10 protein-coding genes and 2 tRNA genes are annotated in these 13,258 nt (G+C 62.0%); 6 read left to right on the top strand and 6 right to left on the bottom strand.

All coding sequences use genetic code 11. The annotated features are described in order from the left end of the window. Window positions 1-11: 11 nt before the first annotated feature. Window positions 12-2,165 (bottom strand): hypothetical protein, encoded by a 2,154-nt coding sequence (locus tag AC1Q6P_RS09140; RefSeq protein ID WP_492663576.1) that lies wholly within the window; start codon window positions 2,163-2,165, stop codon window positions 12-14. Between the two features lie 223 nt (window positions 2,166-2,388). Between AC1Q6P_RS09140 and AC1Q6P_RS09135 the strand changes: the two genes are divergently transcribed. Continuing rightward, on the top strand, window positions 2,389-3,093 hold the full coding sequence (locus AC1Q6P_RS09135; protein WP_102770136.1) for a Crp/Fnr family transcriptional regulator: 705 nt from the start codon (window positions 2,389-2,391) through the stop codon (window positions 3,091-3,093). 21 nt (window positions 3,094-3,114) lie between these two features. Here the strand turns inward: AC1Q6P_RS09135 and AC1Q6P_RS09130 are convergent, their stop codons facing one another. Then, window positions 3,115-3,858 (bottom strand): hypothetical protein, encoded by a 744-nt coding sequence (locus AC1Q6P_RS09130; protein WP_102770135.1) that lies wholly within the window; start codon window positions 3,856-3,858, stop codon window positions 3,115-3,117. Window positions 3,859-3,939: 81 nt separating this feature from the next. Here AC1Q6P_RS09130 and AC1Q6P_RS09125 point away from each other — a divergent pair, with 81 nt between their 5' ends. Then, window positions 3,940-4,632, top strand: coding sequence for a glutathione S-transferase N-terminal domain-containing protein (locus AC1Q6P_RS09125; protein WP_102770134.1), 693 nt, complete (start codon window positions 3,940-3,942; stop codon window positions 4,630-4,632). 56 nt (window positions 4,633-4,688) lie between these two features. On the opposite strand, the gene AC1Q6P_RS09120 is transcribed toward AC1Q6P_RS09125, so the two are convergent. The 4 genes from AC1Q6P_RS09120 to AC1Q6P_RS09105 all read right to left on the bottom strand — a co-directional run bounded on the left by AC1Q6P_RS09120 (window position 4,689) and on the right by AC1Q6P_RS09105 (window position 8,656). Next, entirely contained in the window at window positions 4,689-5,384 is a 696-nt protein-coding gene (locus tag AC1Q6P_RS09120; protein ID WP_492663577.1) for a hypothetical protein, read from the bottom strand. Window positions 5,385-6,132: 748 nt separating this feature from the next. Continuing rightward, window positions 6,133-6,209 (bottom strand) — tRNA-Arg (locus AC1Q6P_RS09115). 183 nt (window positions 6,210-6,392) lie between these two features. Further along, window positions 6,393-8,381 (bottom strand): OPT family oligopeptide transporter, encoded by a 1,989-nt coding sequence (locus AC1Q6P_RS09110; protein ID WP_171826163.1) that lies wholly within the window; start codon window positions 8,379-8,381, stop codon window positions 6,393-6,395. Between the two features lie 198 nt (window positions 8,382-8,579). After that, window positions 8,580-8,656, bottom strand: a tRNA-Pro gene (locus AC1Q6P_RS09105). Between the two features lie 339 nt (window positions 8,657-8,995). Here AC1Q6P_RS09105 and trxA point away from each other — a divergent pair. The 4 genes from trxA (at window position 8,996) to AC1Q6P_RS09085 (ending at window position 13,158) form a co-directional block, all read left to right on the top strand. Continuing rightward, window positions 8,996-9,325 carry a thioredoxin TrxA gene (gene trxA, locus AC1Q6P_RS09100; protein ID WP_102770131.1) on the top strand — a complete coding sequence of 110 codons (330 nt, stop codon included), beginning with the start codon at window positions 8,996-8,998 and terminating at the stop codon, window positions 9,323-9,325. A 262-nt stretch (window positions 9,326-9,587) separates the two neighbouring features. Further along, on the top strand, window positions 9,588-10,853 hold the full coding sequence (gene rho, locus AC1Q6P_RS09095; protein ID WP_102770130.1) for a transcription termination factor Rho: 1,266 nt from the start codon (window positions 9,588-9,590) through the stop codon (window positions 10,851-10,853). Window positions 10,854-11,058: 205 nt separating this feature from the next. Further along, a complete protein-coding gene (locus tag AC1Q6P_RS09090) occupies window positions 11,059-11,316 on the top strand; it encodes a type B 50S ribosomal protein L31 (RefSeq protein WP_102770129.1) in 258 nt (85 codons plus the stop codon). A 342-nt stretch (window positions 11,317-11,658) separates the two neighbouring features. After that, complete coding sequence (locus tag AC1Q6P_RS09085) at window positions 11,659-13,158, top strand: glycosyltransferase family protein (protein ID WP_492703146.1); 1,500 nt, start codon at window positions 11,659-11,661, stop codon at window positions 13,156-13,158. Window positions 13,159-13,258: the final 100 nt, after the last annotated feature.

Genomic DNA, 13,258 nt, shown 5'->3' with positions numbered 1-13,258 from the left:
AACTCAGAGAATCAGAAACGGCTGGGTGCGCTGATGCGCGACGCTGCGGCGTTCGGGTCATCCAGCGAGATGTCAACCTCCAGCGCATGCTGAGGGCCCGGCATGGCCTTGCCCTGCCAGATCATGGTGGCCATCAATTCATGGCCGTCGCCCGCCGTTCCAGCCGCAGACGAAGCGTCGCCATCCAGAGGCAAGAAGAGATCGATTTCTTCGCCGCGCACCTCATGTTCGGAGCGATCACGGGCCACACTGTAGAGAAACAGCAACTCACGGTAGGCCGGCAAATCGAAACCCTGCCCTTGCGCACCACCACGCGAAAGCAGTTCCTGCACCAGGGCCATGCTGGCGGCCGCATCGGCCCAGCGGCCCTGGATGCGCTGCAAGTCGGCAGGATAGGCCTCCAAATCACGCCCCAGGTTGAGATCGGCGCCCCAGGTAGGCGCCAAGGCATCAAACCGCTTGGCAAAGGCCGCAGCCACCTGTTGAAAGCGCGGCTCCTGACCTTGGCGCTGGTGGATCTCCATCAGCTTCAAATACGGCAAGGCGCTGGCGCCGCCGAAATCGATGCGGGCCTGCAGCAACTCCACCGCGGCATCACTCTGGCCCAGCACCAGGAAGAACTCGACCTGCTGTTCCAGGTCGATCAGTTCCTCCACGGTCACATGATCGGTGCCGACCGCAGTGACGTTCAAGGGCACGGGCGCGGTGAAAGCACCGGTGTCATTGACGAAATTGGCCGGCGTGTCCAGCAACTGAATGCTCAGAGGCTCCGACGCTGATTCGTCCGCCAGCGGCATGGGGGCAGACAGAAAGTCGTCGCCTGGATCGCCCATTGCATCGTCTACCGCATCTTGAGGCGGCAAGGTGATGGTGCGCTCATCGATCGAACTGAGGTGCGCCGCTGCCGGCATGGCGCCCGTGGCCGAAGCCCAAGCGCTGGGCGGAGCAGAGGCCGCCACTCCAGAAAGCGCGGGCGCAGGACTGACAGGGGTCAGGTCATGCCCGTCCAGGCCGGGCCGATCGCCGCCGCCAGTCCGCGATGCCTCGCTGGGTGCAACTCCCACGTCAGGCTCGCGCGCATCGATCTCATCTGGCGACTTCCCTGCACGGCCGGCAGTCCACCAAGCCGCATCGCGTTCGGCGCGCTCCTGGCGTCGGCTGTTCCAGAGAAAAGCACTCAGGCCCGCCAAGCCCAGGCTCAATGCAGCCAAGCCCCAGACGGCGGGCTGCGGCCCTTCATCCGGCGGCGCTGCCTCCAACTGCGTGCGCAAGGCCTGCACCTTGGCACGGCTACCCTGGTTGTCTTGCTGCAGCCGGTTGAGCAGTTCTTCGAGCTGACGCAAACGCAGCAGCGCCACCTCGGCAGCCGCGATCTGGGCCAAGGGCGACTCGGCGGCCTCATCGGCATCCGGGGCATCCAGGCGCAAACGAGGCGTTTCGCCGGCCTTCAGACTCACGGTTCGCAAGGTTGAGCTGGCCTTGCCCTGAGTCGGCCTGGCCCTTGCCGTCCGCACAACGGCCGCATCGGCCGCAGGTGCTGAAGGCAGCTTGACTTTCGAGCCCGACGCAACTCTCGATGAAGGTGCGACGGGCCCGGTCGCGCCAGGCGCCGGGGCCATGCGAGCGCTTGAACCGAGCAGCTCTTCGGGGCGGGCGCCGGCGGCAGCCATGGCGGCCCGCATGGCCGGCGTGTACTGAGGCGCCCGCACAGCAGCAGCGGCTTGATTGAGGCCGCGTGCTCCTTGATCCAATCCCGGCGGATCGATGAAGGCCGTGTACTGGCGCTTCAAGACCGACGGACAACCCAGACTCAGGTTGACATGCACCAGAGGTTCATTGATAGGCACCGGGCTATAAAGGCGCACAGCTCGCACCGCGCCTTCACTTTCACCTTCCAGCACCACCTGCACCAGATGCGGCGGCAAGCGCGCCTCACCCGCATAGACCTCAGCCTGCACGCACTCGGGAGTCAGACGCTCACCCGCCTTCAACAGCACAGGAAAGGCCAGATTCAGCGCCTGCCCCAGGGCTGATTGCGTCAGCGGACTGTCCACGCCCAGGGCCTGCACCGGGCCGCACAGACCCAGGCTCACACCGAGCAGCAGTGGCGCGATGGATCGGGGATGGCGCCAGGTGAAGGTGGGCGGTGCGGGTGCTCGGTCCATGCCGGGGGGAAATGTTGTTTGACTCACTCTAGCACGCAGCATCGCCCGCACTGCGGGACAAAAGCGCGAAACAAACCGCCTTCCCAGGCCATTTCCGCAGGCGACGCAAGTGCCTGGGTTTTCCATGCCATTTCCGTTTTGAGACCATCCCGACACCAAGCATCTGCTCATGGACAATCAGTCATCCGACGACAAACTCTTGTGGTCACGACAGCGGCACAGCATGAACAGCACGGTCCTCACACAAACAGAACGCAACAACATCGAATCGGGCCCGTGGTTCTCCAAGCTCTCCGCCGCCTTGCGCGAGGACATCCTTGCTCGCGCCTCGGTGCGCCGCCTCAACGATGGCGCCCTGCTCTCCTGCCGTGGCGAGCCGGCCGAGGAATGGATGGCGGTCGCCAAGGGTGCCGTGCGCGTGAGCTCGGTGTCACTGGCGGGCAAGCAGATTGCGCTGACCTATGTCGAACCTGGCACCTGGTTCGGAGACATCGCCTTGTTCGACGGGCTGCCACGGACCCACGATGCCAGTGTGCATGGCGAAACCACCTTGCTGGTGATCCGCAAGCCCGATTTCCGCGAGCTGCTGCAGCGCCACACCGAGCTCTACGATGCGCTGCTGCGCCTGAACTGCCGCCGCCTGCGCCTGATGTTCGATATGGTGGAAGACCTGAACACCCGACCCCTGGCCTCTCGGCTGGCCAAGCAGATCATCTTCCTGGCTCGCTCCTACGGCGAGCCTCAGGGCGAGGAAACCCGCATCGGCCTGCAACTGGCGCAAGAAGACCTGGCCCAGCTGCTGGGGGCGTCGCGCCAACGCGTGAATCAAGAGCTCAAGAGCTTCGAACGCGAAGGGGCTGTGCGGGTCGAACCCACGCGCCTGGTCATGCTCAGCCGCGACAAACTCCTGGCCATTGCCAATCGCTGAACAGCCTCTGCGGCCCTGCGCTCAGGGCCGTGACAGGTCTTCCTCCGGCCGCGAAGACTGCCAGGCGATCGAGGTGGTGGTCGGCCATGGACCGCTTTCAGACAAGCGACCATTGACACGCTGAGCCTCCCGGCCCGCGACTTCCAGCAACTTGAGCAGGCCCTGGATGGCAGGCAAGCTGGGCTGGTCCATGGCCGTGCGCAGGTAGGCATTGCCACGCAGGGTCATGATCACGACGGGGTGCCCTTCGGGCAGCAAATCCTGACTGGCCTGGGCCAAGGCTTCGCTGAGATCGCCATCCAGCCAAGCGGCGGTCAGGTCTTTGTTGACGCCGATGGCACCGAAGCGTTGACGCACCAGCTTGGAGCTGATCTGGCCGAGCTTGGGGAACATCACCAGCCAGCGCATCTCCTCCGGCGTGTCGGTGTCGACACGGGTCTTGAGCGTGTCGGTGTAGGCCTCGAACACGGTGGACTCGAGCGACTCCATCAGCTGGCGGCACAGCACCATCATCTGCAGATCGCTGTGCAGGCGCAGCTCGCAGCGAATGCGCAGCTCGGAGCCCTTGATGTAGCCGCGCTGGGAGTCTCCCCACTCGATGCGCAAGCTGCCGGGCAGGGCCTTGGGCTGCTCGATCACAAAGCCGCGGCCGTCTCGGGTCAAGCGGAACTGGGCGTTGCGGCTCTCCGACCAATCGTGGATGGGCCGCCAGCGGGCGGCATTGGAGCGGGCAACGAACCAGTGTTTGACTTGCTTAAAAAACATGAGCTAGCACAATGCGGCGAACGCCAGAACAGCGTGACGATGCGCCTTGCATCGACCGTCTGGCCAAGGTGGAGAACCCAAATGATCGAAGTGTATTCATGGCCTACACCCAACGGCCACAAGGTTCACATCATGTTGGAAGAATGCGGACTGCCCTATCGGGTGATCCCCGTGGACATCGGGGCGGGCGCACAATTCGAGCCCGCCTTTCTGGCCATCAGCCCGAACAACAAGATCCCCGCCATCCAGGACAGCGAAGGCCCGGACGGGCGGCCGATCAGCCTGTTCGAGTCGGGCGCCATCCTGCTGTACCTGGCCGGCAAGACCGGGCGATTTCTGCCCGCTGACACGGCCGGCAAGTACGAGGTGCTGCAGTGGCTGATGTTCCAGATGGGCAGCGTCGGCCCCATGCTGGGTCAGGCCCACCACTTTCGCATCTACGCCCCGGAGAAAATCGCCTACGCGATCGAGCGCTACAGCAAGGAGGCGCAGCGCCTGTACGGCGTGATTGACAAGCGTCTGGCCATGAGCCGCTACATCGGCGGGCCGGCTTACAGCATTGCCGACATGGCCATCTTTCCCTGGCTGCGCAGCTGGAAAAACCAAGGCGTGCAGATGTCGGACTACCCCCATCTCAAGGGCTGGTTTGACGAAATCGCTGCGCGGCCGGCCGTGCAGCGCGGCGTGGCCGTGCTGGAAACCCAGCGCAAGCCCTTGATGGACGACAAGGCCCGCGAAATGCTGTTCGGGGACACCCAGTACCGCCGACATTGATGCCTGCTTCGTCAGGCACACAGAGCCGGACGCACTCCTCATGCATCTCATGAACCTCAAGGTCCTGGCGCCGAGACAGCGGCGGAAGCGGCTGCGGAACTGACCCCAGCACCCGTGCGTGAGGCCGGCACAAAGGACTGCAAGAACTCATCGCTCATGGTGCGCGCCAGCAACTCCGGACGCAGGCGCTCGAGATTGCGCTGATTGAGCTCAAAGCCACGTTCGTTGGTGTAGAGCGGCGCCCCGATGCTGAGGCCTTCGCCCGAGGTCCGCGGCCCCTTCATCCCCTGCAGGGGATACAGACGCAAGCGGGCCTTGAACGAAGACGACTCGACATCGGCGAACACGGTGGTTTCCAAGACCTGGCCGCAACCGAGGCGCTGTGCTTCGTCCAGCAACAGGCGCGCATTGCGCGCAAGATCCAGCGCCGAGACCTTGAGCACCAAGGCATGAGCGGTGTGGCGAGCCTGATTGAGTGCATCAACCACCTCGCGGTTGAAGCTCAGATTGAGCTGATCCCAATGCTCGTTCTGGGCAGCCTGCGTGGGTTCGAAATTGCGCCCATGCCCGAACACCAACACACAGGACCCTGGGCCGGTGCCCAATACCGGCGCTGCCGCGCCGCCATCCTGCGCCCAAACTGTCGTGGCACCGAACAAGATGGCCACCACTCCGAAGAACCGAGCCGCTCGGCCGGCTTTGGCAGCGCGCAGGGCGAGGCAGGTGTGTCGGGTGATTGGCAAGGCAGTCATGGCAAGGCAGGCACGGCAGTCACGGAAGCATGGGCAAGAACAAACGCAATCCCGTGTCGAAGCGGACGCGCACAGCCCGCGGGCTCGACAGGGCTGCGGAGTCTAACAATGGAATGCGACGGAGCTGGGCACTTGAAGCCTCAGCCGGCGCCTTCTCTGCCCGGCTTGAAGTCTTGAATCGGATCCTCACTGCATGGTGTTCGATCCAAAAAAGCAAAGCGGCGTCCAACGAGGACGCCGCTTGCTCACAAGGAGTCACATGGCGTGCAGACTGAGACGAATCTGCACTGCGCTCCAAGCCATTCCCCAAGGTGGCGAGAACAGCATTTGCAGCCGCACTCACTCCCCCTCCAGCGTGCACATCGTGGTGCCGCTATTCCCTCGTTTTGTGGACTCTACTTTACGTTTGGTAACGCGCAGGATGCAATCCTTGCAACGCGAAATCTCTGACCCAAATGCAGGAAATCAGCGTTAAAGCGGGAATTCAAAGGAAAGCAAGGTTCAGGAAAACCCTAGAACGCCGGGAACAAGCGTGATTCAAAAAGATGCGCCAGCTTGTCAGCCCGTAAATCCATTCTTGCTTTGCAAGGCAGCGTCGCTGGCTTCGAAACAAGAACAGTACAGAAGCGAAACATCGCAAGATCCGCCAGCGTCAGCCCCTGAAACCGCAATCAGCCCGGCACGCCAACGCGGAGATCCACCACACAGGAAGGGGAGTGCGGCGCAACATGGCTGCGAGAAAGAAGATTGGCCCGACCAGCAAGAATCGAACTTGCAACCGCCCGCTTAGAAGGCGGGTGCTCTATCCAGTTGAGCTATGGTCGGTCGAACAGGGCACGGCGCCGATCGACGCCAACCCTGGCAATGAGCCCCGGCAAGCCTGCCACGAGGCCACCCAAACAAATTGAGGTCTGAGCTGTAGCAGAACTCGAATCAAGGCTCCGGGGGCCGCGATTGTGCCATGGGCCTGGGAGGCCGCGCGAGTGCGCCGCCACCGAGGCCCCACCATCAATTCATGATCACATTGACGATGGAGTTGCCAATTCCCATCAAGGCCGCGCCCGAGATCAGGCCCGCACAGATCGGTTCGCAACCTTCCACCCAAATGCGGTGACCGGGGCTGCTCACACTCTTGTGGCGCAGGCCCATGACCCAGAACAGCATTGCACCCACCCACATGGCAAACACCGACTCGGGCGGCAACACCACGCCCAAGCCAATGGACACAGCCGACAGCGGGAAGCGGCCCTTGGTGACGATGCGCAGCACCTCGATGACGATGGCGCTGATGGCTGCCACAGCCATGGCGATCAGAGCCGAGGTCGGGAAGCCATTGAAGCCGCGTGCAATCAACTCGGCCACGCCCTTCCACTGCAAGGCGCCCGGCATGGCGAACTGCTCAGACACCAGGGTCGAGACCGAGCGCACGCCGTTGGCGTCGGCCGGCAGGAAAAGCAGGAAGTACAGCGGCACACAGGCCAGCAGGCCGGCAAAGATGCCGATGATATGACCGATGGCCTGGTGGCGCGGCTTGCCGCCGAGCATGTAGCCCGGCTTGATGTCCGAAAGCAGATTGGCGGCGTTGGAGGCAATCTCCGAGGTCATGCCGGCCGGCAGCAAATTGCTGGCGGGATTGGTCCGGTCGATGGCGCCCATGGTGAACTGGGTGATCTTGGACAGGGCCCCGGTCGGCGTCCATGAGGTCAGCGCCATGGAGTTGGTGCAGATAACCGTCAGCACAAAGATCAAGGGCAGCGAGATCAAAGCCAGGAACATAGGCACGCCGAAGAACAGATGGGTCACCCAGGCACCCAGCAAACTGAACACCGGCACGCCGACGTAGGAAATCCACAGCGGCACTTCGATACCGGCCAGCAGATCCGGGCCCGTGGACGCCACAGCCGCCCCCTTCTTCTTGCCTTTGAACAGACTGGTGATCAGCTCAGGTTTGGCCAGCAGGCTGGTCAGCGAGCCCACCACCATGATGGTGACCCCCCACCACAGCGACCACTGGTTGACGATCTCGGCGCGCGAAAGCGGCACCAGTGCCCCACTGGGCGACACGCGCGGCGCAATATCGCCGAGCTGAATCATCATCGGTGCAAGGATGACGAAGTTGATGAAGGCACCGAGCAAGCAACTGGTTGCGATCGCAATGCCCATCAGACCGCCGACACCGATCATGGCTGCGTCCAGCGTCAGGCGCAGGCCCAAGACGCGGAAATCAGTGCCCAGGATCTTGGGAATCCACCATTCCGCCTTGGCCGCGGCTTGGTAGTAGTAAGTGTCCAGACGCTCATGCAGATGCCAAGGCTCTTTCATGCCGGCCCACTGATCCATGCGCAGGATCTTGAACTGGATCAACTTCATCCAGCCATCACTTACCACGGCCTGATAGAGCGCAGTGCCACCGGCCACGAGGGTCAGCAAACGAGCCTTGAAGACACCCGTCGCTGCGTCGCCCATGTAGAGCGCATCCAGCACCACGCCGCTGGCACGACCCTCGGGAAAAGGCAGCTGATCTTCATTGATGAAGCGCCGCTTCATGGGGAAGGCCACCAGCACGCCAAGAATGGATGTCACTGCCATCCAAATGATCATCTGCCACCAAGGAATGATGCGGCCCGTGATCAACATATAGGCTGCCAGGCTGGTGTAAAGCGGCGCCACCACATAGCCCGCCGCAGTCGCGATCGATTGCGTGCAGTTGTTCTCGAGGATGGTGTAGTCCTTGGCCAGACCCGAAGCGTGCAAGGCGCGGAACAAGCCAAACGACAGAATCACCGCGGTCAGCCCCACGCCGATGCCGATGCCGGTCTTGCCGCCCACATAGAGCGCGGTGGCTGCCAGAACGGCGCCGAGCAAGAAACCCGTCAGGGCAGATCGCAGGGTCAGCTGCGGCATATCGCCGCGGAAGATGTTCTTGAACCACCACTCGTCCTTTTGGGCGCGAGTCCAGGTCTGGATTTGCTCTTCGGTCAGTTGTTGGATAGCCATGGCATCAAGTCATGTTGAAGGGCGGGCTCGATCAAGCCCAGTCGCGCGCAATTCTGTGGTTCGAGCTGCGGCCAGAGAAGTCGCGCTAACCCAGGGCGCACAAACCCCGGTGTCAAATACGACTGCCTTACCTTTCTCCAGCACAAACAAAAAACCCGCTGCAAACTCGCGCTTGCAACGGGTATTCGATAAGGGTCTTGGTCGGGGCGGCGGGATTCGAACTCGCGACCCTCTGCTCCCAAAGCAGATGCGCTACCAGGCTGCGCTACGCCCCGACGAAGACCACTATTCTAGCCTGGAATTCAAGCGCTCCCAAGAAAACTCCAAAAACTTCTTCCAGGCCACTGCAAACAACAAGCCATTGCCGAAATCATGCCCCCCCCCGAAAAACATCCGAGTTGTTTTCACGTTAGCGACCCAGCAGCCAAGAATCAGAAGGCAAGCGCAGAACACAAGTCGTTGCGCTGATTCGCGAGCACGTGAAGCCGACCGCTCCACCATGGCCCCATCGTCACGACCCCAAATCCTTTGTGTCAAAATCCAACGACACTCAAGCCAGCCACGTCTGGCCACTTTGTCGGCAGCCCTGCCGAGACCCCGTCCAAGGACACTCCATGAGCAGCGAACTGATCAAACACATTTCCGACGCATCCTTTGACGCCGATGTGATCCAAGCCGGCAAGCCCGTGCTGGTGGACTACTGGGCCGAATGGTGCGGCCCCTGCAAGATGATTGCCCCCATCCTGGACGAAGTGTCCAAGGACTATGGCGATCGCCTGCAAATCACCAAGATGAACGTGGACGAAAACCGCGAAGTGCCCGCCAAGTTCGGCATCCGCGGCATCCCGACCCTGATGCTGTTCAAAGACGGCCAGCTGGCCGCCACCAAGGTCGGTGCTTTGTCCAAGGCCCAATTGACGGCCTTCCTGGACGCTAACCTATAATCTCCTCCAATCTGTTGCCGGGAACATATCGAATCCTCTCGGATTCCCGGCTCCCGGCGACAGTGAATTGCCAACACGCCCTGGCCGCATCGACGGCTCTGGCGCGTGGACTCGGCGCCCAAGCTCCCTCGTTTTTTGTTTCGCGGTTTCGCTGACTGATTCTGTGCCGTTGGCGTGGCTTGCAGGGCAATGTGCGCTTGCCGCTGAAGTTTTAAGTCCCCGGTCCTTGGCAGGACCCTGACGACCTACCGGGTGTTCACCCATGCATCTTTCCGAACTGAAAGCGCTTCACGTCTCCGAGCTCATCAAGATGGGCGAGGCGCTGGAGATCGACAACGTCGCTCGCATGCGCAAGCAGGAGTTGATGTTTGCGATCATGAAAAAGCGCGCCAAAGCCGGCGAACAAGTGTTCGGCAACGGCGTGCTCGAAGTGCTGCCGGATGGCTTTGGCTTCCTGCGATCCATCGACGACAGCTATATGGCGTCAACCGATGACATCTACCTGAGCCCCAGCCAGATCCGCCGCTTCAACCTCCACACCGGCGACATGATCGAAGGCGAAGTGCGCGTGCCCAAGGACGGCGAGCGCTACTTTGCCCTGGTCAAGGTTGACCGCGTCAACGAACTGACGCCCGAGGAGAGTAAGCACAAGATCATGTTCGAGAACTTGACGCCGCTGTTCCCGCGCGAACAGTTCAAGCTCGAACGAGACAACTTCAAGGGCGAAGAAAACGTCACCGGCCGCATCATTGACCTGATCGCGCCGATCGGCAAAGGGCAGCGCGCTCTGATCGTCGCCCAGCCCAAGACCGGCAAGACCGAGATGATGAAGAGCATCGCTCATGCGCTGGTCGCCAATCATCCCGAGTCTCACCTGATCGTGCTGCTGGTGGACGAGCGCCCCGAAGAAGTGACCGAGATGATCCGCACCGTGCGCGGTGAAGTGATCAGCTCCACCTTTGACGAGCCGGCCGCCCGCCATGTGCAGGTGGCCGAGATGGTGATCGAGCGCGCCAAGCGCCTGGTCGAACTCAAGAAGGATGTGATCATCCTGCTGGACTCCATCACCCGCCTGGCTCGCGCCTACAACAATGTCCTGCCCTCCTCCGGCAAGGTGCTGACCGGCGGCGTGGACGCCAACGCCCTGCAGCGCCCCAAGCGCTTCTTCGGCGCTGCGCGCAAGGTGGAAGAAGGCGGCTCGCTGACCATCATCGGCACTGCGCTGATCGACACCGGCAGCCGCATGGACGAAGTGATCTACGAAGAGTTCAAGGGCACCGGCAACTGCGAAATCCATCTGGATCGCCGCATGGCCGAAAAGCGCGTCTACCCTTCGATCTTGATCAACAAGTCCGGCACCCGCCGCGAAGAACTGCTGCTCAAGCCCGAGATCCTGCAAAAGAGCTGGATCTTGCGCAAGCTGCTCTACAACATGGACGAGATCGAGGCGATGGAGTTCGTGCTGGACAAGATGAAGTCCACCAAGAACAACCTCGATTTCTTCGACATGATGCGTCGCGGCGGTTGATTCTCCAGCCCCTGCCGGCGCAGGGACGGCCGCGGCATGCTGCGGCGGTGGACACCCGGCCCGCTGGTTTCGGTGGGCCGACGGGCACCTTCAAACGGTCGCCCTGAAAAATTTTGCTACAATCCGCGTTTTTGTCGCTGTCGGAAAGTGCGTCGCATGGTGCGACATGGCTCCCGGCACGTCAGCGCAAAGCGAGAGGTCTCTCATGAAAGACGGCATTCACCCCAATTACCGCGACGTTTGCTTCGTGGATCAATCCAATGGTTTCAAGTTCATCACGCGTTCGACCGTGAGCAGCAAGGAAACCATCACGCTGGACGACGGCCGCGAAGTGCCGCTGGTCAAGCTGGAAACCACCAGCGAATCGCACCCCTTCTACACCGGCCAGCAAAAGAGCATCGACAACCTGGGCGGCCGCGTCGAGAAGTTCCGCAACAAGTTTGCCGGCTTCGCCAAGAAGTAAATCCGATTCGACCCGGACTTCGGGTTCTCGGTACAGGAAGGCAGCTCTGGCTGCCTTTTTTCATGCCCGCTTCGCCAAGCCCCGTGCAGCCCTCGCCCCACACGCTCATCTTCGCAAGACGCTCGCCTCGCTGCCATCACAGCTTTGCGGCATGATCCAGGCATCTTTCATTCACACCCAACTGCTCCACGCGTGAACCTGCCCACCCCTGCCATCGTTGCTGAGCGAAGTGCGCAGCGCCTGCCCCGCCTGGCACTGCTGCTGTTTTGCGCAGCCTATGTGCTGCCTGGCCTGTTCGGCCGAGATCCCTGGCGCAATGCAGACCTGAGCGCCTTTGGCTTCATGGCCAGCATTGCGCAAGGCAGCGCCCCATGGTGGCAACCTGCGATCGCGGGCATTCCGGCAGAAGGCGGCCCCCTGCCCTACTGGGTGGGTGCGGCAGCCATCCAGGCCCTGCCTTTCGCCGACGCTGCTTTCGCGGCGCGCCTGCCATATGCACTGATGCTGGTCCTGGTCCTGGTGCTGGTTTGGTACAGCAGCTTCCATCTGGCGCGCACCGATGCAGCACAACCCGTGGCCTTTGCATTTGGCGGGGAAGCACAGGCCGTCGATTACGCCCGCTCACTGGCCGATGGCGCCCTACTTGCCTTGATCGCCAGCCTGGGTCTGCTGCAACTGGGTCACGAAACCACGCCCGAATTACTGCAGTTGCTGGCTGTCAGCCTCTACCTATACGGCCTCGCCGCGGCCCCCTATCGCCCCAGCAAATCGCGCTGGGCGATTCTTGGAGCACTCCCCATTTTGGCAGCCAGTGGCGCGCCCGCGGTGGCGCTCGCGCTGTCGCTCATTGGCGCCTGGCTTTGCCAGCGCTCGCGGTATCTGGAAGTGCGGAGCCTCATCTTATGGCTGCTTGCTTCAGGCTGCTTGGCCGCCATGAGTGCCTGGGAATTCAATGCCTGGGCTTGGCGAATCAAAGGCGAACTGGATCTGGATCAGTTGCTGCGCACCCTCAATTTGCTGGCTTGGTTCTGCTGGCCGGTCTGGCCCATGGCCCTCTGGACCCTGTGGCGCTGGCGTGCACATTGGCAAGGCAGGCATATCCTTCTGCCACTGATCGCCGCCCTGATCCCTTTGCTGACCAGCATCCTGATGGGCGGCTCGGATCGCGCTTTGTTGTTGAGCTTGCCGGCGCTCGCAGTGCTCGCCAGTTTTGCGTTACCCACCTTGCAGCGCGGCATCGCCGCAGCCATGGACTGGTTCTCGGTGTTCTTCTTCAGCGCCTGGACATTGCTGTTCTGGCTGCACTACATCTCCATGCATCTGGGTGTGCCGCGCACGCCCATGACCAATCTGCGCCGCCTGGGTTTGGGTGAAGAGTTCGAACCACGCTTCAGCGCACTGGCCCTGGTATTGGCCGTATTGGCTACTGCGGCATGGATCGCACTGGTTCGTTGGCGCACCGCCCGGCATCAGCATGCGCTTTGGAAGAGCTTGGTCCTGCCCGCCGGTGGCGTGGCCCTTTGCTGGCTCTTGATCATGACCTTGTTGCTGCCGCCACTGGATTTCATTCGCAGCAACGGCCCCTTGGTGGAGCGCTTGCGGGCTCACCTGCCGCAGAACGCCAACTGTGTCGCAGCACCGGATCAGTCCCTGGCAACCTTGGCCTCGTTGCAGTTCCAGGGCCGATGGAGGGTCGATGCTCAGCATTCCCTGCAAAACACCCGCTGCAGCCATGCGCTGCAGAGCAACAGTCAGGAGATTCCCTCCGGCTGGAGCGTGGTAGCGGCCGTAAGTCGGCCTTCCGACAAGTCGGGCGGGTTCTTGGTTCTCAAGCGCCCCTGAATCGACCACTGCCTGGCAATCAAGCAAAAAGCCCCAGATGACATGTCACCTGGGGCTTTTCATTTCAGCGTCAAGGGTTCGGGCAAATGCAACACACTGC

The sequence above is a fragment of the Roseateles sp. GW835-FHT13E02 genome, assembly GCF_058794035.1.
The sequence above is the reverse complement of the archived record's forward strand: the minus strand, read 5'-3'. Positions and strand labels throughout refer to the sequence as shown.